We start from the raw sequence: 21,024 nt of genomic DNA, 5'->3' as shown, positions 1-21,024 counted from the left end.
CAGATGTTCAGGCGTCGCTGCGCCCCTGCAGGCGCGACGACCAGTCTTCGACCTGGCGTTGCGCCAGGCGCTTTTCCAGGGTCCGCCGCCAGTTCGGTACCAGCGGCAGCGCCAGGCACTCCTGCAGCAGTTCAGGCTCCAGGCATTTGTCGAACAGCACCGCCGACAACCGCGCCACCGACCACAACCCATGGGGGCGTTCGACCAGCTGCAGGCTGTCGCCCGCCTGCACCAGGCCTTCCTCCACGACCCGGTAGTACCAGCCGGTGCGCCCGCTCTGCTGCACCCGCAGGGCCATCTGCGCCACGTCGAAACGCTCGTTGAGTTTCCAGCACGGCATGCGCCCCTGGGAGATTTCCAGCAAGGCGGTGCCTGCACGTATGCGGTCGCCCAGGCAGACATCGGCCTCGGTCCAACCGGTGCTGCTGAAGTTTTCGCCAAAGGCGCCGGGCTGCGCCAGCAGCGGGTGCTCGCCCAGCTCGGCCGCCCAAGCGGCGTAGTGTTCACGGGGGTAGTGATGGATGGCTTTTTCCACCCCACCGTGTACGCGCAGGTCGCCTTGTTCGTCACCCGCGATACCCAGCGCGGTCACCTGCAAGGCACCTTGGCGAGGCTGCTTGTCGATAGCGCTGTGCGAGCCTGGGCGGGTGAAGGGCCGGGCGATGCCGGTGAGCAGGCTGTCGAGGCGCGGGCTGGGCGGGATCATGGGGAGCTCTCGTGAGATGACCCAAGCGAGCTTACACGAGACCCCGCGCCCTCCCATAGGCTCCTGGCTACTTGCCGCGCGCTTTGTTGTAGATGGTCTTGGCACGGTCGGCCGAGGCCTGACACTTCTCCATGTCACCGCTGGCCTTGGCGGCCTTGGCTTCCTTGAGCAGCTCATGGTAGTCGTGCGCCATGCCGCCATGCAGCGCCTGGCCATCGGTTTTGCTGATGTACTCCAGGTCATTGATCTTGGCATCGCAGTTGGTCGCCGCGCTGTCCTCGGCCTGTGCGGCAAAACTCAGTACCGAGGCAATCACTAGCAGTGTCATGGATTTCATGGAGCGTTCTCCTGGGAAATAGCCGGACTGCTGAAAGGTCGGCGGCACAACGCGCCGACGCAGCGACAAGAATAGTGCTCCAGCGCACGCCCTGCGCGGGCTTCAGCCAAACGGCAGAGGCCGTTCGCCCAACAGGAAGTCGATGAACACGCGCACCTTCAACGGCATGTGCCTGGCCTGCGGGTAAACCAGCATGAAGGGCCGCGAGGTGCCGCCGAAATCCGCCAGCACCTCCACCAGCTCACCGCTGTCCAGGGCGTCCTGCACGGTGAAGCGGTAGGCCTGCATCAGGCCGCCGCCGTGGCGCACCAGCGTGCTGGTGGCGAGGAAGTCGCCCTGGCAGGTGAAGGCGCCCTGGGTGTCCAGCTCGATCAGTTGCCCGTCGCGCCGAAAGCTCCAGGGCGGGCGCCGGCCGCTGCTGGGCATCTCGAACTGGATGCAGTCGTGCCCGGCCAGATCATCCGGTGTCTGCGGCACCCCCGCCCGGGCCAGATAGCCCGGGGTGGCGACGATCACCAGCTCGGCGTCCTCCAGGCGCCGCGCCACCAGCCGCGAGTCGGCCGGGGCGCGGCCGCGGATGGCCAGGTCGAACTGCTCCTCGGCGAAATCGACATTGCGATTGCTGACGTGCACATCCACCAACACCTGCGGATAGCGTTGGCGAAAGCGCGGCAACAGCGGCAGCAGGCGGTGGTGGGCATAGGGCGTCGGTGCGCTGATGCGCAGCCGGCCGCTGGGTTCGAGCTGCCCGCCCGTCACCTGCCGCTCGGCCTCCACCAGTTGCCCCAAGGCCTGGCGGCATTGCTGGTAGTAGGCTTGCCCGGCCTCGGACAGGCGCATCTGCCGGGTGGTACGCACGAACAGGCGCACGCCCAGGCGCTCTTCCAGGCGGGCCACCGACCGGCTCACGGCGGCAGGCGTGACACCGGCCAAGGTGGCCGCCTCGGTGAAGCTGCCGGCATCGGCGGCAAGGCAGAACAGCTCCAGGCTGCCCAGTTGCAGGTCATCGAAATGGCGGGTCATGGCGGCTCGATTGATTACACGGTGTATCGATTGAAATGCCATGCGCCTCATTTTTCAAGCGAGCGTTGCAACTTACAGTGATTCCACCCCGAGCCAAGGCTCATCCACTGGAGATCACCCCTATGAGCAACCCACGTACCGTCATCATCACCGGCGCCTCCAGCGGCCTGGGCTTCGCCCTCGCCCAGGCCTTCCTCGAACGCGGCGACAACGTGGTCGGCAACGCCCGCAGCCAGGTGCGCCTGGACGCCGCGGCCGCGCAGTTGGGCAACCCGGCCGGGTTCGTCGGCGTGGCCGGTGACATCGCCGAAAAAGCCACCGCCGAGCGCCTGTTCGCCACCGCGCTCAAGACCTTTGGCCGGGTGGATATCCTGGTCAACAATGCCGGCATCTTCATCCCCAAACCTGTGGTGGACTACAGCGAAGCCGACGTCGACGCGTTGGTCGGCACCAACCTCAAGGGCTTCTTCTACCCCGCCCAGGCCGCCGCGCGGGTGATGCAGCAACAGGGGCACGGGCACATCATCGCCATCACTGCCTCGATCGCCCTGCAACCCGATACTCGGGTACCGGCGCTGCTGCCGGTGCTGGTCAAGGGCGGCCTGAACCAGGCGGTCAAGGGCCTGGCCCTGGAGCTGGCGGGCAGCGGCGTGCAGGTCAACGCCGTGGCCCCGGGGATCATCGACACCCCGCTGCACGGCGACCAGGCCCAAGGGCTGGGCGCGCTGTCGCCGAGCGGCCGTACCGGCAAGCCGCAGGATGTGGTGGACGCCGTGCTGTACCTGACCGACGCACGCTTCGTCAGCGGCGTCATCCTGCCCGTCGACGGTGGCAGCACCGCCGGCACCTGGCACTGAACACGCAGAGGATCGAACCATGCCTTATGTGCATATCCGCGTCACCGATGAAGGCGTCAGCGCCGAGCACAAACGCCAGTTGATCGAAGGCACCACGCGACTGTTGCAGCAGGTGCTGGGCAAACCACCGGCCAGCACTTTCGTGGTGATCGAAGAGGTGCCCACCGACAATTGGGGGGTGGGCGGCGAGACGGTGACGGCGTTGCGAGCACGCGAACGGCGCTGAATCGCATCGGGGGAGTCGCTTTGACGCCTCCCCGCTTGGTGGCTCGCACACTCATCGGGCGCCATGCTGAACGAGCGTCGCAGGCTATTGCAGTTCGGCCTTCCATGCGCGCCAGCGCTTGCTCAACCACGTTGCACCATGAACCATAGCCCGTGCGCACAGGCCCGACACCCGCCCCGACAGCCGCTTCATACCCCGCCACAGCACCTGTCGCTCGCTCAACCTATTATCGAGATTCGCAAGTTTGGTGCTGGTGTTAGCAACCTTCCCGCCCACCAGCACGGCGAGCAGCAGGAAGTACAGCCAACGAAAGTTCTTTGCACGCAGGTCCGACTTTACCAGGGCCTGGTATTTGACCACCTCGCCACGCAGGGCAACCAGGCTTGGCACAATGCACTCACTGGCGATCGCCACCGTCGTGCCGGCAATGTACTTGTCCACCAAGTCATGTGGCCCATCCGGGAACGCCGTGCAGTAGGTAAACGGAACGCGCTCGCAGCTTTCCGATAGAGGGGCATTGCGCGACACCCCTTTACCCAAGTGGGCTACAGGGCACAGTTCCTGGTTGTACTGCGCCAATTGCTTGCGCAACTCGATGATCTGCGCCGCGCTCGGGACGTCGCGCCCAACAGCGTAATAGCCACTGGTACTGTCAGGCGAAAACATCGCGAAACTGACGTCAGGGCTCTCGATATTGTCGAGCAGACGATTCTGCACCGAACGGCTCCAGCGGCAAGAAAGCGAGCCCTCCACGCCAGCGGCCTGGCAGTGCCTGGTATATCGCTGCGCCTGGCGTAACAGATAGTCACTGGCCTGCTGTGCGTGCTGCTGGGCTTCCTGGAGCCTGCGCTGGTTCTGCGTGGCATTGTTGTCAGCGACAAAGAAGAACGCCCCCACCAACGCCAATGGGAACCAGGCATGATCGAACAGCAGCCGGAAACGTTCGGAAAACTTGAAGTTATCGTACAGCAGTACCGTCAGCGCCCAGCCGGAGGCCATCGCCAGTACCAGCAAGGGGATCAGGCCCTGCTCGCTGCCCAGCGCGCCGGCGCCACCCAGCAAGGTCACGCTGCGGGGAAGGTATGAAAACTCCGGCCATAGTTGCAGGTAGTTGAGCACGCCGGGCACGCAGCTCAACAACACCAACCACAGCACCCCTGCGCGCCGCCACAGGGTATGCACAGCGATGCCGAGCAGCAGTGTCAGCACGGCAGCGTACAAGCACATCCAGGGCATCTGCTCAAGCACCGCCTCGGTCATGGAAGGAATGACACTGACCAGGGCGCCCTCCTGTTCGGATACAGAGAGCCCTTGAGGGGTGGCCCACAGGCCCTCGAGGACCTGATGAAGGTTGTACATCGCCCGTACAGGAAAAGCAGGTACGGCAAGACAAATTCAATCATTCCCATGTGTCCTCTGGCTGAGCATCCTCACCCCTCCTTTGAATTCAAATACCCTGGAGCGCCAGCCTTTCATTGGCGCAGGCGCTCCAGTGCCTCTAGTACGTGTCCGGTGGCGCGCTCGGGCTCGCCCTCGCGGCAGGCGATGCCCAGCTGGCGCCACAGCCCCGGCCGCAAAGGCCGCCGGGCGATGCGCGGATCATGCTGGGGCCCCTCGCTCTCCTGGGGCAACAGGGTCGCGCCGTATCCCGCGCCCACCAGGCTCTTGATCGCGTCGTTGAAGTTCAGTTCGATGCGTGGCTCGGGGTAGAGCCCTGCGGCGGCGAACCATTCCGAAGTCACCCGCGACAACTGCGTGGTGCTGTCGTTGAGGATCAGCGCCCGCCCGGCCAGCCAGGCCGGCGTGACCCGTGCCGGCGGGCGCCAGTCGACGGGCACGTAGGCCAGGATCGGGTCGCGGCGCCAGGGCGTAAGCTTCAGCCCCTTGCCTGCCATCTGCGGCAGCGCCACCAGGCCGATGTCCAGGGTGCCTTCGCGCAGACGGGCCAGCGAGGCCTGCGAGGTCAGCACCTGCACCTGGACGTCGATGCCTGGGTGATCCACGCGCAAGGCGTCGAGCGCCTGGGGCAGCAGGTGGGCGATCGCGCCCGTGGAAGCGCCCAGGCGCACGCGGCCGGTCAGGCCCTCGACCTGCCGGCGCACCTCCTCCAGCGCCTGGTCGGCATCGGCCAGCAGGCGCCGAGCACGTAGCAGCAAGGTCTCGCCGACCGGGGTCGGCCGCACCTGGCCACGGGTGCGGGTGAGCAGGGGCGCGCCGATGCGCGCCTCAAGCTCGGCCACGTGCAGGCTGATGGTCGGCGGCGCCAGGCTGAGCTGGCGGGCGGCGTCGGCAAACGAGCCGTGTTCGGCGATCACCACCAGGGTGCGCAGGCGGTCGAGGCTGATTTCTCGCATGGGTTTCCCAGGTAGGTCGCGTTACTGCTCGTGGGAGCGGGCTTGCCCCGCGATAGGGCCCGCCTCAGGCAACATCATTTCCAGGCTTGGCGCCATCGCGGGGCAAGCCCGCTCCCACGATGTAGGGTTCATCGCAGGTAGCTTCGTTCAGATTAAATGAATCTGATGATCATGATATTCAAATTTTCTTTCATCCAGCCACAGGCGAGCATAGGCCCACTCCCCTTTCATCCGGATACTCCTCATGCACCAGCCACTCGTTTTCATCGACGGCGACCAAGGCACCACCGGCCTGCAGATCCACGCGCGCCTGCAAGGCCGCCAGGACCTGCGCCTGCTCACCCTGCCCGAGGCCGAACGCAAGGACCCAGCGCGGCGCAGCGAGGCGATCAACAGCGCCGACATCGCCCTGCTGTGCCTGCCCGATGACGCCGCCCGCGACGCCGTGGCGACGCTGCGCAACCCGGCGGTGCGGGTGATCGATGCCAGCTCCGCCCACCGTACCGCGCCAGGCTGGGTTTACGGACTGCCGGAGCTTGACCAGCACCAGGCCGAGCGCATCGCCGCCAGCAGCCGTATCAGCAACCCCGGCTGCTACCCCACCGGCGCCATCGCCCTGCTGCACCCGCTGGTAAAGGCCGGGCTGCTGCCAGCGGACTACCCGCTGAGCATCCATGCCATTTCCGGCTACAGCGGCGGTGGCCGGGCGGCGGTCGAGCGCCATGAGCAGCCCGCCGAAGGCTATCTGCCAACCTTGCAGCTATACGGCCTGGAACTGGCGCACAAGCATGTGCCGGAGATCCAGCAGCACGCCGGGCTCAGCGCCCGCCCGCTGTTCGTGCCCGGCTATGGCGCCTATCGCCAGGGCATCGTCCTGAGCATCCCTGTGCAACTGCGGCTGTTGCCAGGCGTCAGCGCGCAACAACTGCAGGCCTGCCTGGAGCAGCACTATCAGGGCGCCCGCCATGTGCAGGTGATGCCCTTGCATCAGGACGGCCCGGCCCCGGCGCTTGACCCGCAGGCGCTGAACGACAGCAACGACCTGCGCCTGGCGCTGTACGCCAACCCCGAGCACGGCCAGGTACTGCTGACCGCGGTGTTCGACAACCTCGGCAAGGGGGCCTCGGGCGCCGCGGTGCAGAACCTCGACCTGCTGCTGGCTGGGCTGCGCTAGCCACACCGGGTAAACTGGGCGCCCGCCTCGTTCGAAGCGGGCGTTTCAGCCCACCCGGAGCCCTACCCGCGATGTTCATCCTCCGCCGCCTCGACGGCGTGCCGCCCGAATCCTTCCAGAACCAGATCCGCCAGCTGGTGATCGACCATGTCGGCCAGCTCAGCAGCGTCGCCATCAGCCCGGCCAACCCGCTGTACCCGCTGTACCAGTACGGCGTGGGTATGGAGGTGCACCAGTACCTGATGGCCCTGGACGGCACCCGGGGCCTGGCCGTGCAGTTGACCCTGGCGCTGGATGCCGACGCCCCGGACCAGTTGCTCGGCTTTGCCCTGGCGCTGCCGGCCCAGGACGATGCGCAGGCCTGCAGCCTGGCGTTCCTTGCCGTGCATCAGGACCATCGCCGCCAGGGCATCGCCCGCGCGTTGCTGGACGACCTGCGCAGCCGCTACGCCTGCGTCGAGCTGAGTGCCTTCGCCGAGCAGGTGCCATGGTTCGAGGCCATGGGCTTGCAGGTGATCGCCAGCGCCGGGCCACAGGTGCTGATGAGCAGTACCGGGCGTGCCAGCGGGGCGCTGATCGGGCGGCTGGACATTGCGCCGATCTACCAGACGGTCGAGGTGATGCAGATCCATACCTACCTGCTCAACCAGAACGGGGACGAGGTGATGATGGAGGCGGAGCAATCGCGCGATGAGCGGCTGGATGAGTTGGCGGAGCAGGCCAAGGCGTGTGTGAGGCAGCGGCTGACGCGGCATTGAGATAGAACGCCGGGCTGCTTTGCAGCCCGTTCGCGGCACAAGGCCGCTCCTACAGGGGGATCGCGCTTCCCTGTAGGAGCGGCCTCGTGCCGCGAACGGGGCGCAAAGCGGTCCGACAATCCACAACCCTGCGCCGCCGACGAAATGCTCAGGCCCTTCACCCTGTTGTTCTCGGCGCTCCCCTGCCGCGCCCGCAACCCACCTGGCATTTCTGTCAGTTGCGCCCCCCACCCTCCCGCCGTCCAATGTCCTCAAGCTGGCCCAGCAAGGCTGGCCCTGCCATTCAAGCCTTACACGTTCAAACCTCCAAATGACCAGGGAGCGTTCGATCATGGCCGACCAGCCTACCGCCAATACCTACGCCAAACTGTTTCCGGAACAGCTCGTCAACACATGCAGCGCCGATGCTCCCGAAGCGAACAGCGGGCCCATCGCCTATCTGCATGCTCTTTATCAGGAGGCACTGAAGCTCGAGCAGAGCAGTACGGCGTCCTCCCGGCTGACCCTGGCGCAACGCCGGCCAGACCTCGGCGAGTTGCTTCTCGACCCTGGAACCCTCGAACAACCCGTTAGCGCACTGAGCCTGGCGATTCGTGCACTCGAGCGCCAGGCTCAAACCCACGCCGGTGCAAACGCAGTGCTGACCGAAACCCTCGCCAACGCCGGCCAGCACGCCCTCCTGCCGTTCCACTTCGCCCTGGAACAGACCAAGGTCATTCTCAAGCACAAGAAGATCCCCTACTTCGAACTGCTGCAGCAGCTCGAGTACAGCTACCCAAGCTTCTGCCAAGGGCGCCTGCGCACCGAGGAACTGCGTCAGGTCATGCGTAATGCCACTGGTTTCAGCCCAGCATTGCAGAGCCTGTTGCTTGACCAAGAGGCGCTACGCCCAACCGGGAATGCATGGCGCGCCTGGTACGGGCTGGCGAATTCAACGCCCAGCAAAGCCATCGAGACACTGCTGGATGTCGAAACCTACTGCCGCAAGACCGGCCTGAACACCGAGCAACTGTTCGAGCTGCTGGCGATCTCCGGTATCGATGACAACGCCCAGACGGCCTTCAGCGCCGTCAAGTGCTCCAGTGCCTATCGCCCGAAGGTTGCACCCAGCATCGACGGCCTGTGCCACGGCGCGGTCTACATCAACGCAAACCGCAAAACCCCGTTGACGGTCAAAGATGTGATGACCGAACCCGGACTCGAACTTAAGTTCGACCAGCTCGACCACAACTGCCTTGCGCGCATGTACCAGATGATCCACCTGCAACGGGCACTCGCACTGCCGTTCGCCGATGTCGACCTGCTGCTGATATCGATCCTGCGTGCCGAAGGCCAGACCGGCAACTGGCGCCTGTCCCCCTGCTCCTTGCGCGCCATGGGCGTCTTCCTGTACCTGAACGAGGCTTACAGCGTCAGCGCCGAACAGTTTGCCGCGCTTGTCTGGCAGGTCTCTCCATTCAGCGTGGGTGAACAGCTGCCGCTGCTCGACCGTGTCCTCGATGGACCAGGCGCCGGGCAGAATGCCAAGGTGGAAATGCCCTTGGTGCTGGATGAGCGCACCTTCGATCCGGACGACAAAGCCGATGGCCAACGCAAGCTCTTGCCTGGCCTTTGTCTGGCGATGGGGACAGACGAGCAGACAACACGTGCCTATCTGGAACAGGCCCGTCAGGCATTGAAGCTGAAGACGCTGGTCCTGTCCCTGCCCTTGGTATCTTCGTTGTACCGCTTGAGTCGGTTGCCTCGACTGTTAAAACGCTCGCCGCTCGAAGCAATGGCACTCCTGAAGTTGCTGGATTTGACCGGTTGCGCCCTGTCTACCCAATTGGCCGGTTCCCCCAGACTCAGCGATACCGAAACCACCGACACGCTGGATGGGCTGGTAGCCCTGACCAACCTGGATGGTTGGCTTCGCCAGGAACATATCTCGCCGTTGGCGCTGCTTGAAGCCTTGTCGCCAGGCTCCACTAACCGGCTTGCGCTGGATAGCCCGCTGGTCAAGGCCATGAACGAGCTCCTCCCGCACATCAGAGAGGCTCTCGAGAGCAATGATGCGCGGGACCTTAGCGGCGGTGGGGAACAGCAGCAAGCGCAGCAGAACACCGCGGGGCCCAACACGCTCAACGATCATCGGACAGCCTTGGCAGCCAATCTTCTGGTCACGGCGTTCAGAACTGGCGAACATGGTTTTGCGCTGTCGCAAGAACACATACCCCCGTTGATGCGCTGGTGCGCCCTGTCGCCGACAGACCTGCTGGCCGACATTCTCGCCGCAGCACCAGAGCGGCACAAAAGCATCCAGGTGGAACACTTGGATGCTCAGCGCTGGCTGACGCTGGCTCGCCATGCCGAACTCATCAGGCTACTGCGCCTGAGCCCCGCTGCGATCACGACGCTGATCGAACACACGCAGGCCTTCGACCTCGAGGAAACAGAACCACCCAAGACCTCAAGTGCGCAACTCGGCACTCAGGCCCCTATGCGACCACCCGCCAACCTGGACCTGTGCTATCAACTCGGTCGGTTTCGCGACTGGGTGGACAAGTGCCGGGGCAACCTGTTCGACGAAAGCAGCGCCTTGGACTACCTGTCCCGGCACTCAGGTAGTACCGAGCAGTCGGCAATCGTCAAGGCAGCCCAGCACCTGGGCTCACTGATCGGCTGGCGCGCCGAAGAGGTCGAATTGGCCTGCCCGCTCACCCTTGTGGCCAAGCCCGCAATTACACAGCGCGCCCGCCCATCCCTCGACGATTTCATTGCCACGCTTTCCGTGGATGAGCAGAGGTACTTCAACAGCTGTACGCACGGCAAATTCTTCATAGATTTCGTAAACCGCTTGCTACCCAGGACGGACCCGGCAACCCTTACCGACATTCTGATCGACAAGTTGAGCGCGTTTCTTGAGGCCAACCCAGGCGCGCTGCTCGTCACGACTAAGCAGTACAACGAAAACTATTACCCGGACGTATGGACGTTTAATACGACGTTTCTGAAAGCAAATCCCAATTGGGGTTACTTCCCGCTGGCTTTCGAGACGTTGCCCGACACCACTCAACCCCAGCAGCCTGACACCTGGAGCCCCTGCGTTCCCAACACCATCAGCGATATCGACTGGATACTGCGTTTACAGGCCCTCTGCGAGAAAACCGGGCTGTCCTGCCAATCCTTGCTGGACCTCGGCGCACTGTGTGAAGTTTCGCCTTACTCAGACTTCCAGGGAAGCGCACAACTGTTGCTGGCCGGCATCGACGATGCCCGGCGCGAATCGGTAGAGCGCCACATGCGCGAAGCCTGGCGGGACGCACTCACGGGTTACCTCATGGCGCACTGGGCGCCCTCGAAGATTGAACTGAACGGTGCCATCACTACCCCCGAAGACCTATCGAGTTATTGCCTGGTCGACATCCAGGTGAACAGCGAAGTCGGCACCACCAGGCTCAACCAAGCCATTGGCAGCCTGCAGCACTACCTCTATCGGTTGTACGCGCATCTGGAGCCTGGTTACGAGTATGCGTCGCCCTCCGTCGACGACAGCACGGTGTGGAATACCTGCCTGGGTCAGTACGGTACCTGGAAGCAACGCCAACAACAGATCAATCACCCGGAGAACCTCATCTACTACGCCAACCGCCCGAACAAGAGCGTGGCGTTCCAGGCGCTGGAGGTGGAACTGAATCAGGGCAAACTCGACGAGACGCAACTGCACAAGGCCATTTGCAGCTACCTGACCCAGTTCGAACGCCTGAGCAACTTGCAGGTGGTCAGCGGCTACCTGGATGGCCATGACCCGAAGAACGACACCTACCATTTCATCGGCAAGACCAACAGCACACCGACCGAGTATTACTGGCGCACCCTGGATATGCGCATGCGCGACGACAAGCAGCGGCTGAGCCCGCTGGCCTGGAGCGAATGGGAGAAGATCACCTTGCCGGTGCAGGGGGAGATTCCGCAGAGCAGCTACAAAACAGACGCCACGACTCACACCTGCGATGCCATTCGTCCGGTGGTTATCCAAGGACGCCGGTACGTGTTCTGGGTGGAGCGCGGAGTCACGGAGGTACCCGACGGTGACAACGTCAACAAGACAGTGGCCAAGACTCGGAAGCTGACGGTCCAGTATGCATACCAGCAGAGTGATTGCACCTGGAGCCCAGGCAATGAGTTATTGTGCCTCGATGGTTATAAGGATGGGAAGTGGCTAGGCAGAGATATAAAAAAGAACAATCGACTTAAAACCGAGGACTTCACGCCCGGCCTGATTGTGTTTGTCTACGATGACGGCGAGCGTGCGGCGGACCCATGGCTGGCAGCTATACTTTATGACTGTAACAAACTCGTCAAGTCCGGCCAAAAACTAAAAAAAGAAGACGCAGAAAAATCATACTTCGTAGAGCTTCGCGACTTGCTACTGATCGACAAAAAAATCATGAGCAATGACAAAACCTATGACTTATGCAACACAGCCATCCTAACACATGAGAAAACAAACAAAATACAACACAAATTTGATGGACGCCCAATCTCCATAAATGAAACAAGCCGCAATTTATTTGTCAAGCTCGGCGAAAACTTGATCATGAGTTGCAACTTACTCACCTCGACAGAGAAGACAGAGAAGACAGAGAAGACAGAGAAGACAGAGAAGACAGAGAAGACAGAGAAGACAGCACCAGACGAATTCACCACAAGTATCATCCACGCATACAAGACAGGACATTCCGAAACCAGAGCATCGGAACTTCTTCAAGTCTTCGACAAACCCAAACTACTGCAGTTTATCTCTGCATTTATTGAACACTACAATAGCTACGACACCACAGCCATCGCAAACATACTTTACGATCTTTATTTAATTCGCCCTAAAGACCTGAACAAATTAGACAAATTACAAACCGAATTATATAACGCAAAAAACAATAAAAACGAAGAAGCTCAAGACGCCACACAAAGCGCAATCAACTCGCTCCTCAATAAAATCAGCAGTAAAACATGGAGCACCTCGGTCGAGATTGATAATTCACTCATCAACATTTATCTGATTGATTTTTCCAGCTCACAAAAAACAGCGACCATCAGAGTGGACATGCACAGAGCACTGGTAGACTACCTTGATTTCATTCATGACAGCCTACACATCACCGCGAACCGCACACATTCAACACAACCGTTAAACACCGACAAGACCATAGCAATTCTCAACACGAACACCTCAAGCTTCGAAGCCAAATTCTCATTCTCCGAGCTAGGCAGCTATACAATTAAAGCCAGAACCATACCACTAACTACCGACGACTATGATCCCGCCCCCTACATTGAGATTTCTTCCACTATAGTTCTTGAAGACTTCTCCTCCCTGGATGAAGCCTGGGCGATATCTCTCAATAAAACTTCAGAACAAGCACAGTTCCTGGACCTCACCACTGCCTCCTCAATCCCTCCCATGCTGCACTCCGATCTGATCCGCCTCAACACCCTATTTGGCAAACAACTGGTTGCACGTGCCGAACAAGGCGTCGAGGCTGTGCTCGGCTGGGATACACAGTGTTTGTTGGAGCCTAATATTGAACATCAGTCTGTAACTACCCCACTCGGGGCCGTGCAGTTACTCATAGGCCCCCAGGTACCCCTGGACCTCCACGGCGCCAACGGCCTCTACTTCCGAGAACTGTTCCTGCATCTGCCCGCCCTGATCGCCAACCGCCTGACCGAGCAACAGCAGTTCGAAGAAGCAGAGTCGTGGTACCTGCGCTACCTGTTCGATCCCTACCGCACGCAACCCGACGAAACCGGCCGACCGGCGCCCTGGTGCACTCGGCCGCTCCAGGAGGTCGGGACCCTGAGTTCGAGGCTTGAGAAAGACGTAGCGCCCATCGTGCACGCCTTCGTGCAGTCACGTTACTACCAGCAGGCCATCTACCTTTCGCTGCTGGAAAACTGGCAGCTTCAAGGTGATCACTATTACCGCCAGCTCACCTTGAGCACGCTCAACCAGGCCTGGCTGTGCTACCAGCAGGCACTCAGGCTGCTCGGCCCCCTGCCAGAGCGCGCCGACACTTCGCGCTGGAAAGCCGTGCCACTGGCCGACTTGAACGATGCGCACTTCAGGAGGCCGCTCAACAACCGCGTGACCGAACTGCGCAAAACCCTGAAAAGCCGCGTTCACAACCTGCGCCATGGCCTGACCCTGGATGGCAAGGCACTGCCAGCCCTGGGCTGGAGCGGCGAAACCCTGGACGCCTTCAGCGCGGCCAAGGGCGGTTTGAGCATCCTGCCCAACCGCTACAATAGTGACCGCGCCCCGATCCCGGCCTACCGCTTCCGTCAGCTCCTGCCGTTGGCCAGGGCTGCCGCACAACAGCTGCTGGACTTCGGGCGGCACTACATGAGCTTGATGGAGGAGGAGTTCAATACCTCGCTGTCAGTACAGCTCAAGGCTCAAGAGGTCGGCATGTCCGACTTCGCCATCCGGATTCAGCGCGAAGCCATAAGCTCGATTCAAGCGAAGAAGAATGGGCTGGAAATCAGTCGCGGTGCAGCCAAGGCCAAGCACGCCTACCTGAGCAGGCTCATCGATGTTGGCAGGTCGCCCGAAGAAGAAGCCGCCACGGCGCTCACATGGACCGCGAACAGCGCAATGCTGCTCAGCATCCCTTTCCAGTTGAGCGCCGCCATCGTTGGAGCCTCGGTACCCACGATCTATGGCATGGCCGTGGGCGGCAACAAGCCCGAGGCCCCCATGATCAACGCTGCCATGGGCTTACACACTGTGGCGGATGCCTCGAAGATGGCTTCGGATGAACTTCTGCTGCAAGCCGGGTACAACCGCCGAGCCAACGAGTGGGCGTTCGACAGGGGCCAGACCGAATGGGACCTGAAACTCATCGAGCAACAGCTGACCGAAACCAATATTGAACTCAACGCCGCCACCATCGCCCTCGCCCAGTACGAGCAGGAACGCACAAACCTGGAAGAAGCCTACGTCTCGATGACCACCGGCTTCACCATCATCCCGGTCTACAACTGGCTGGTGGCCCGCCAGCAGCTGATCTACGGTGCCGCCTACGACGCCGTTTTGTCGCTGTGCCTTAGTACGGAAGCAGCTTGGCGCTACGAGATCGGCGACTATCAGCGTGAGGCCTTCATCAAGACCAGCGCATGGAGCGACACCTACAAAGGCATGCTGGTGGGCGAGTCGCTGCTGCTTGACCTGCAGCAGATGGAGAATGCCTACCTGCTGGCCAATGAGCGGCGCCTGACGATCAGGAGATCCTTCAGCCTCTCGAGCGACGTCGACGCTGCGCAACCCCTGCTGTCCAGGGATGGTAACGGAAAATTCTGCATGTTCGGATTCAAAGCGCGCGACTTCGACCAGAGCTACCCCGGCCATTACCTACGCCAGATCAAGTATGTATCGGTAACGCTTGAACTGGCCGAGGGCGTGAAACCAGACAATCTGTGCGCGGTCTTGACGCAGACGGGCAGTACCACCCTGCTCAAAGCAAACCTTGATGGAGCCAAGGCATTGTATCCGCAAGCTGACAGCAAACAGGCAGAACACGAGCACGTATTGCGCAACCCGCGACACAATCAGCAAATCGCGCTGTCGTCACAGACCGCTGAGGACGGGCTGGGCTATGAGCCCGGCACCTGGGTGCACGAGCTGATGTTCCATGATGGTCGCTACCTGCCGTTCGAGGGCACTGGGGCGATCTCGGAGTGGAAGCTGGCATTCACCGGTGGAGAGCTCTACAAAAATCCGGAAAAGCTCAAGAAGATCACCTTCAACATGGTGTATACGGCCAAACCGGGAGACGAGAAATTCACGATGGATGTCAGGACGCTGTGCGAATCGAAGTCAACGTGATGATGCCCAGGGCTGCGTTGCAGCCCTGTCGCGACACAAGGCCGCGCCTACAGGGAAACGCGATCCCCTGTAGGCGCGGCCTTGTGTCGCGATAGGGGCGCAAAGCGCCCCCGGCAATCTTCAGGCATGCACCCAGCGCCGGTGCAACCCTCGGGCCAGCGCATCGAGCATGAACCCCAGCACCCCGATCAGCAGCACCATCGCCATCAGCTCCGAATACGCCAGACGGTCACGGGTATCGAGGATGAAATACCCCAACCCCGCACTGACCCCAAGCATCTCGCACGGCACCAGCACGATCCACAAAATGCCGATGGCCAGGCGCACGCCGGTCAGTACATGGCCGATGACCCCCGGCACGATCACCTTGCACAGGGTCTCCCAGCGCGTGGCGCTGAGGCTGCGCGAGAGCTGCAACCAGCGCGGATCGAGCTGGCGCACCCCGGCGGCGGTGTTGAGCAGGATCGGCCACAGCGCGGCGAAGGCCAGCAGGAAGTAGATCGGCTGGTCGCCCACGCCCATCAGCATCACCACCACCGGCATCCATGACAGCGGCGAGATCATCCGCAGAAACTGGAACGCCGGCGTGGTTGCCGCCTCCAGGTGCCGGTAGCTGCCCACCAGCAAGCCCAACGGCACGCCGATCAACAGCGCCAGCAACAGGCCGATCAGGATGCGCTTGAGGCTCACCCAGATATGCCCGTACACCTCGCCCTGCCCCAGCAACTCCACCAGGCTCGCCAGGGTGGCCTGGGGCGAGAAGCGCGCCGACAGGCCGTCGGCCGCACCGAACACCTGCACCCCCGCCCACCACAGCAACAGCAGCAGCGCCAGGCCCGCAAGGCCCAGGGCGCCATGTACGACATGCCTTTGCATCAGACCGCGAACTCCTCGCTGCGCTGGAAGTTCTCGGCAATGCCGAAGGTTGCCGGGCCGCCCACTGCAGCGATGGCGTTGCGCACGAAGCGGTCATCGACCAGGTCGCGGGCGACGTGCGCGGGGTCGAGCCCGGCGAGGAAGCCGTTCTCGCCTTCGATCAGGGTGCCTTTCAGGCGCTTGACCAGTTCCTCGGTGTAGCTGGGGTATGGGTACGGCTGGAAGTCGATGCGTTTTTCATCCCACAGCTGGTGCTGGATCGCGCCGCTGGCGATATAGCCGGCACGGTCCTCGGCGGCAGGCGCCAGCACCTTGGTCAGCACCGCAGGCTCGTGCGGGGTGTACTTGTTAGGGCCGGCCTTGGACAGCAGCGCGGCCGCCTCGGCGCGGTGGTCGCGGGTCCATTGCTGGGCCTTGACGATGGCGTTGACCACCTTCTGCGACCATTCCGGGCGGTTGTTGAGGTCGTGTTCGTGCATGAACACCACGCAGCAGGCGTGGTTGCGCCACACGTCACCGGTGAAGCGCTGCACGCGGCCGACCTTGAGGTTCTCGGCCAGGGCGTTGAACGGCTCGGCGACGATGTAGCCGGCGATGCGCTTGCTGGCCAGGGCTGGCGGCATGTCCGACGGCGGCAGCACCAGCAGGTTGACTTCGTTGGCAGCCAGCTGTGCGTTGGCCGGTTTCGACACCGGCGTGAGGCCGTTGTCGTTGAGCATCTGCTGCAGCACCACGTTGTGGATGGAGTACCAGAACGGGATGGCCACGGTCTTGCCGCCGAGCTGTTTCATCTCGGTGATGTCCGGGGCCACGGTCAGGCCCGAGCCACCGACATGGTTCCAGGCCACCACCTTGGCCGGCACCTTGCTGCCATAGCGCGCCCACACGGTCATTGGCGACAGCAGGTGAATCACGTTGACCTGGCCGGAAATGAACGCCTCGATCACCTGCGCCCAGCTGCGTAGCAGCACCGGGCGTTCGGCCTTGATGCCTTCGGCCTCGAACAGGCCGTTGTTGTGCGCCACCAGCAAAGGCGTGGCGTCGGTGATCGGCAGGTAGCCGATGCGCACCGGCGCGTCGGGCTCGGCGGCGGCGCGCGCCTGCAGGCTGGCCAAAAGTGGCACGGCGCCAGCGGCGGTGAGCATGGCGCTGAGTTTGAGAAAATCGCGACGGGACGTGGTGGAGCAGCAGTCATCCATGCACATGGACAGCCTCCGAGGGCAAGGGGGATGGGGTGGGTTCGGCTGTGCGGCTTGCCCGCCGTAGGGTTTTGAGGATTTCGATGCGCAGCGCGCCCAGTTCCTCGACCCGTTGCGCCCGGGGTTGCGGCAGGTCGATGTGCCATTGGCCGAGGGTGCGCGCCGGGTGGTTGCCCAGTAGCAGCACGCGATCGGACAGCAGCAGGGCTTCGTCGATGTCGTGGGTGATCAGTACCGCAGCGGTGTTGTGGGTGGCGATCAGTTGCAGCAGCAGATGCTGCATGTCGGCGCGGGTCACTTCGTCCAGCGCGCCGAACGGCTCGTCCAGCAGCAGCACTTCGGGTTGGCGCGCCAGGCAGCGGGCCAGCGCGGTGCGCTGGGCCATGCCGCCGGACAACTGCGCCGGGTACTGGCTGCGGGCATGGCTCAGGCCCACCGCGGCGATGGCGTGGTCGATGCGTGCACGGCGCTCGCTGGCGGCCAGCTTGGGCTGGCGGGCGAAGTCGAGGCCGAAGGCGACGTTCTTCTCCAGGCTCAGCCAGGGCAGCAGGCTGGGGTCCTGGAACGCCACCGCCAGGCGCGGGTGCGGGCCCTGCAGTGCCTCGCCATGCAAGGTCACGCTGCCGCCTCGGGGCTGCTGCAGGCCGGCCAACACCCGCAGCAGGCTCGATTTACCGACCCCGCTGGGGCCGAGGATGGTCACCACTTCGCCCGGCGCCAGCGCCAGGTCGAACTGCTCCAGCACCGGCTGCCAGCCGCCCTCGCGGGGGTAGCCCAGGCTGATGTCGCGGGCGTCGAGTAGCACGTCGGTCATGCCGCACTCGCCTGGCGTTGCAGTTCGGCGCGCAGTTGCACCAGGCTCGGCGTGACGATCGGCACGAACGCCGACTCGCGCCAGCGGCGCGCGAAGCTTTCGCCATAGGCGGTGAGGTAAGCCTTGCCACCACTGGCCTGCAGCTCCAGCTGCACGGCATCGGCAGCGCTTTCGGCGAGGGTGATGCGCAGTTTGAACAACGCGGCCGGCTGCTTGAGGAAGCGGCCGTCGAGCAGGCCCTGCTTGAGCTCGCCGACGGTGTTCTCCAGGCGTTCCTTGAGCACCTGGCGCGCCTCTTCGAGGAACGAAGCACGGCCCTGCAAGTGCTCCAGCACTTCGTCCAGGGCACGCCGCGCCAGGCCGATGGCCATGCCGCACTGCAGGGCGAGGAAGGCCGGGCGCACCTTGGGCAGGAACTCGCGGGCGTTGTCGTGCAGCAGCCAGTCACGGGCCAGCGGCACCTGGTGGAAGGCCAGCGCGGCGGTGTTGCTCGACTGCAGGCCCATCAGTTGCAGGTCGTCGGAGCGCTCCAGCCCTGGTGCATCGGAGGGGATGGCCAGCACGAACGGCGCGCCGCCGGCATCGTCTTCGATGGCCGCCGCCACCACGAAACCACTCTTGCGCAGGTTGGTCACCCAGTGCAGCCGGCCTTCCAGGCTCCAGCCATCGGCTGCGGGGCGCCCGCGCACCTGCAGTGCCTCGATGCCGGAGAGGAACTTCATGGCATTGGAAAGCCCTGTGGCGCCGGCCAGCTCACCCTTGAGCAGCGCTGGCAGCAGGCGTTCGCGCAACCCCCGGTTAGGGCTTTGCAGCAGGTATTCAATGAAGGCGCGCTGACCCCAGCAGACGAAAGCCGCCGCCAGTGAGCGGCTGGCGATGGCGGCAATGGCTTCGACCGCCTCGGTGACATCACCGCCCGCGCCGCCCAGGGCCGGGTCGACGCCTATGCGCAGCAGTTGCGATTCGGCGATGTGCGCCAGCACCAGATGCGGGTCGCACTGGCCCTGGTCGATGTTCTCGGCGTTGGCATCCAGCCATTGGCGAAAAGCGCTATCAAGCATGTCCCTACTCCTTTGGTGCGCCGGACACGCCGGCATCGGGCGGTTTAGGCCGAAGGCTGCCAGCGGTATTTGCTCAGCTCGTCATTGAGCGGCGTCTGGGCGAACACATTAGCAAAGTTGCACAGGGTTGCGAGGCTCACGCCCAGAATCACTTCCAGGGCGTTGCCCTCGGTGAAACCGGCCTCGCGGAAGGCCTGGTAGGTGGCGTCGCCGACGTTGCCGCGGGTGGCGATGACTTCACGGGCGAACTCGGCCAGGGTCTCGTAACGCGCGTCGGGCAGCTCGCCACGGGCGCGCAGGGCATCGACCACCGCCTGCGGCAGCTTGGCCTTGTTCAGCGCCACGGCGGTGTGGCCGGCAACGCAGAAGTCGCAACCGTGCTGGGTGGCGGCAATCAACTGCACCACTTCGCGCTCGGCCAGGGTCAGCTCGGCCTTGCCGTTGAGCGCCGAGACGGTGACGTAGGTTTCCAGCGCGGCCGGGGCATTGGCCAGCACACCCAGCAGGTTGGGGATGAAACCGGAGTTCTTCTGTGCGTTTTCGAGGAACGGACGTGCGGCTTCCGGGGCGGTCTGCAGGCTGTGTAGAGTGATGCGCGCGGACATGGAGTGGTCTCCTTTGATGTAGGTCGCTACAGTCTGTTGGTTATAAGAAGTAGCATCCATATTCATCAGTCGCCTTTCCTTGCTCCTGAGTCCTTGCATTAGATGATTTCATCCAGCCACCTTGTCGATTGGTTATTAGAAGGCCTTGAGCTTGACGCCAGCCTGTTCCATGTCGGGCGCTATTGCGGTGGCTGGCACGCCAGCACCCAGGGCATGGGCCGGGCCAGCTTTCACCTGGTGGTGCAGGGACATTGCTGGCTGCACGTCGATGGCCATGCCGAGCCTGTGCGGCTTGAGTGTGGTGATGCGGTGTTTCTGCTGCGTGACCTTGGGTATCGCTTGTCGGGTGACGAGGACGTTGCCGACGCCTGCGCCCAGCCGCGCCGGGCCATGCAGGCGCTGGACCTGCAGGCCGACGATGGCGTGGGGCTGGTCTGTGGTTTCTTTCATTTCCAGACGGGCTTGTCGTCGCTGATCGTCGAGGGGTTGGCGGACTGGATCCTGCTGCGCGCCAATGATCCGGCTGGCAGTGCGGCACGTGCGCTGTTTGGCTTGATTCTCGAGGAATGCCGGCGGGCGCCGCAGCCGTCGCAAACGGTGCTCGAGCGGCTCACGCACTTGCTGTTCCTGTATGTGTTGCGCCAGCAGGTGCACATGGGGCAGCCCCTGGGTGGATTGGTCGCCCTCGCCCGCCAGCCGGCGTTTGCCGGGCTGCTGGAGCGGCTGATAGAGGAGCCGGGGCAGGCTTGGACGCTGGAGAACATGGCGGCGTGTGCGGGGCTGTCGCGATCGGCGTTCTTCAAGCGTTTCAATGAGCTGGCCGGGCAGTCGCCTGGGCAGGTGCTGCTGGCGCTGCGCATGCGCCAGGCCTGTCAGTTGCTCAAGGCGGGCAACACGGTGGAGCAGGTTGGTGGGCGGGTGGGGTATCAGTCGGTGGCGGCGTTTACCCGGGCGTTTGCCAAGGCGGTGGGGGTGCAGCCGGGGGCTTATCGCAAGCAGCATGAGGGGCGGGAGGGGTAGGTTTTTTGGTGTTTGGCTTCGGCTTCGGCCTTCAGGGTGTTGGTTTTGATAGATGTATGCGCATTCGGCGGCGATGGCGACTTTTAGTCACCTTTCCGCCCTTACGGCGGCCTACTTTGGTCTTGGCCAAAGTAGGCAAAGCCGCTC

At 63.1% G+C, this 21,024-nt stretch carries 16 protein-coding genes; 6 read left to right on the top strand and 10 right to left on the bottom strand.

The genetic code is table 11. The features are described from left to right. Positions 1–7 precede the first annotated feature (7 nt). The 3 genes from DM373_RS06745 to DM373_RS06735 form a co-directional block, all read right to left on the bottom strand. A complete protein-coding gene (locus tag DM373_RS06745; RefSeq protein ID WP_110992790.1) occupies positions 8–706 on the bottom strand; it encodes an MOSC domain-containing protein in 699 nt (232 codons plus the stop codon). Positions 707–773: 67 nt separating this feature from the next. Next, positions 774–1,043 (bottom strand): hypothetical protein, encoded by a 270-nt coding sequence (locus DM373_RS06740; protein WP_110992789.1) that lies wholly within the window; start codon positions 1,041–1,043, stop codon positions 774–776. A 102-nt stretch (positions 1,044–1,145) separates the two neighbouring features. Next, a complete protein-coding gene (locus DM373_RS06735) occupies positions 1,146–2,066 on the bottom strand; it encodes a LysR family transcriptional regulator (RefSeq protein WP_110992788.1) in 921 nt (306 codons plus the stop codon). Positions 2,067–2,188: 122 nt separating this feature from the next. On the opposite strand from DM373_RS06735, the gene DM373_RS06730 reads away from it, so the two are divergent. Together DM373_RS06730 and DM373_RS06725 are read left to right on the top strand one after the other, a co-directional pair. Then, a complete protein-coding gene (locus DM373_RS06730; protein ID WP_110992787.1) occupies positions 2,189–2,923 on the top strand; it encodes an SDR family NAD(P)-dependent oxidoreductase in 735 nt (244 codons plus the stop codon). 19 nt (positions 2,924–2,942) lie between these two features. Then, the gene (locus DM373_RS06725; protein ID WP_110992786.1) at positions 2,943–3,149 is read left to right on the top strand and encodes a tautomerase family protein; all 207 of its coding nucleotides are present in this window, start codon (positions 2,943–2,945) and stop codon (positions 3,147–3,149) included. 84 nt (positions 3,150–3,233) lie between these two features. On the opposite strand, the gene DM373_RS06720 is transcribed toward DM373_RS06725, so the two are convergent. Both DM373_RS06720 and DM373_RS06715 read right to left on the bottom strand, forming a co-directional pair. Next, on the bottom strand, positions 3,234–4,508 hold the full coding sequence (locus DM373_RS06720; protein ID WP_157966814.1) for a hypothetical protein: 1,275 nt from the start codon (positions 4,506–4,508) through the stop codon (positions 3,234–3,236). A gap of 113 nt (positions 4,509–4,621) precedes the next feature. Next, positions 4,622–5,503 (bottom strand): LysR family transcriptional regulator, encoded by an 882-nt coding sequence (locus tag DM373_RS06715; RefSeq protein WP_110992784.1) that lies wholly within the window; start codon positions 5,501–5,503, stop codon positions 4,622–4,624. Positions 5,504–5,747: 244 nt separating this feature from the next. Between DM373_RS06715 and argC the strand changes: the two genes are divergently transcribed. The 3 genes from argC (at position 5,748) to DM373_RS06700 (ending at position 15,302) form a co-directional block, all read left to right on the top strand. Next, entirely contained in the window at positions 5,748–6,677 is a 930-nt protein-coding gene (gene argC / locus DM373_RS06710) for an N-acetyl-gamma-glutamyl-phosphate reductase (protein ID WP_110992783.1), read from the top strand. A 71-nt stretch (positions 6,678–6,748) separates the two neighbouring features. Then, positions 6,749–7,435, top strand: coding sequence for a GNAT family N-acetyltransferase (locus tag DM373_RS06705; RefSeq protein WP_110992782.1), 687 nt, complete (start codon positions 6,749–6,751; stop codon positions 7,433–7,435). Between the two features lie 331 nt (positions 7,436–7,766). After that, positions 7,767–15,302, top strand: coding sequence for a Tc toxin subunit A-related protein (locus DM373_RS06700; protein ID WP_167409805.1), 7,536 nt, complete (start codon positions 7,767–7,769; stop codon positions 15,300–15,302). A 120-nt stretch (positions 15,303–15,422) separates the two neighbouring features. Here the strand turns inward: DM373_RS06700 and DM373_RS06695 are convergent, their stop codons facing one another. The 5 genes from DM373_RS06695 to DM373_RS06675 are packed head-to-tail and all read right to left on the bottom strand — an operon-like array spanning position 15,423 to position 19,857. Continuing rightward, entirely contained in the window at positions 15,423–16,178 is a 756-nt protein-coding gene (locus DM373_RS06695; RefSeq protein ID WP_110992780.1) for an ABC transporter permease, read from the bottom strand. Beyond that, a complete protein-coding gene (locus DM373_RS06690) occupies positions 16,178–17,383 on the bottom strand; it encodes an ABC transporter substrate-binding protein (RefSeq protein WP_110992779.1) in 1,206 nt (401 codons plus the stop codon). The genes DM373_RS06695 and DM373_RS06690 overlap by 1 nt, the downstream gene beginning before the upstream one ends. Further along, positions 17,370–18,191, bottom strand: a complete 822-nt coding sequence (locus DM373_RS06685) for an ABC transporter ATP-binding protein (protein WP_110992778.1) — start codon at positions 18,189–18,191, stop codon at positions 17,370–17,372. The genes DM373_RS06690 and DM373_RS06685 overlap by 14 nt, the downstream gene beginning before the upstream one ends. After that, on the bottom strand, positions 18,188–19,288 hold the full coding sequence (locus DM373_RS06680; RefSeq protein WP_110992777.1) for an acyl-CoA dehydrogenase family protein: 1,101 nt from the start codon (positions 19,286–19,288) through the stop codon (positions 18,188–18,190). The genes DM373_RS06685 and DM373_RS06680 overlap by 4 nt, the downstream gene beginning before the upstream one ends. Before the next feature lie 8 nt (positions 19,289–19,296). Beyond that, a complete protein-coding gene (locus DM373_RS06675; RefSeq protein ID WP_110992776.1) occupies positions 19,297–19,857 on the bottom strand; it encodes a carboxymuconolactone decarboxylase family protein in 561 nt (186 codons plus the stop codon). 102 nt (positions 19,858–19,959) lie between these two features. Between DM373_RS06675 and DM373_RS06670 the strand changes: the two genes are divergently transcribed. After that, positions 19,960–20,877 (top strand): AraC family transcriptional regulator, encoded by a 918-nt coding sequence (locus DM373_RS06670; protein ID WP_110992775.1) that lies wholly within the window; start codon positions 19,960–19,962, stop codon positions 20,875–20,877. The last annotated feature ends 147 nt before the right edge of the window (positions 20,878–21,024 follow it).

Source organism: Pseudomonas sichuanensis (assembly GCF_003231305.1).
Classification (GTDB): domain Bacteria; phylum Pseudomonadota; class Gammaproteobacteria; order Pseudomonadales; family Pseudomonadaceae; genus Aquipseudomonas; species Aquipseudomonas sichuanensis.
This window is presented reverse-complemented; position numbering and strand designations above follow the sequence as displayed.

Coding starts and splice junctions, on each gene's coding strand:
- DM373_RS06745 (WP_110992790.1), bottom strand. CDS start 706: ATGATCCCGCCCAGCCCGCGCCTCGACAGCCTGCTCACCGGCATCGCC.
- DM373_RS06740 (WP_110992789.1), bottom strand. CDS start 1,043: ATGAAATCCATGACACTGCTAGTGATTGCCTCGGTACTGAGTTTTGCC.
- DM373_RS06735 (WP_110992788.1), bottom strand. CDS start 2,066: ATGACCCGCCATTTCGATGACCTGCAACTGGGCAGCCTGGAGCTGTTC.
- DM373_RS06730 (WP_110992787.1), top strand. CDS start 2,189: ATGAGCAACCCACGTACCGTCATCATCACCGGCGCCTCCAGCGGCCTG.
- DM373_RS06725 (WP_110992786.1), top strand. CDS start 2,943: ATGCCTTATGTGCATATCCGCGTCACCGATGAAGGCGTCAGCGCCGAG.
- DM373_RS06720 (WP_157966814.1), bottom strand. CDS start 4,508: ATGTACAACCTTCATCAGGTCCTCGAGGGCCTGTGGGCCACCCCTCAA.
- DM373_RS06715 (WP_110992784.1), bottom strand. CDS start 5,503: ATGCGAGAAATCAGCCTCGACCGCCTGCGCACCCTGGTGGTGATCGCC.
- argC (WP_110992783.1), top strand. CDS start 5,748: ATGCACCAGCCACTCGTTTTCATCGACGGCGACCAAGGCACCACCGGC.
- DM373_RS06705 (WP_110992782.1), top strand. CDS start 6,749: ATGTTCATCCTCCGCCGCCTCGACGGCGTGCCGCCCGAATCCTTCCAG.
- DM373_RS06700 (WP_167409805.1), top strand. CDS start 7,767: ATGGCCGACCAGCCTACCGCCAATACCTACGCCAAACTGTTTCCGGAA.
- DM373_RS06695 (WP_110992780.1), bottom strand. CDS start 16,178: ATGCAAAGGCATGTCGTACATGGCGCCCTGGGCCTTGCGGGCCTGGCG.
- DM373_RS06690 (WP_110992779.1), bottom strand. CDS start 17,383: ATGTGCATGGATGACTGCTGCTCCACCACGTCCCGTCGCGATTTTCTC.
- DM373_RS06685 (WP_110992778.1), bottom strand. CDS start 18,191: ATGACCGACGTGCTACTCGACGCCCGCGACATCAGCCTGGGCTACCCC.
- DM373_RS06680 (WP_110992777.1), bottom strand. CDS start 19,288: ATGCCGGCGTGTCCGGCGCACCAAAGGAGTAGGGACATGCTTGATAGC.
- DM373_RS06675 (WP_110992776.1), bottom strand. CDS start 19,857: ATGTCCGCGCGCATCACTCTACACAGCCTGCAGACCGCCCCGGAAGCC.
- DM373_RS06670 (WP_110992775.1), top strand. CDS start 19,960: ATGATTTCATCCAGCCACCTTGTCGATTGGTTATTAGAAGGCCTTGAG.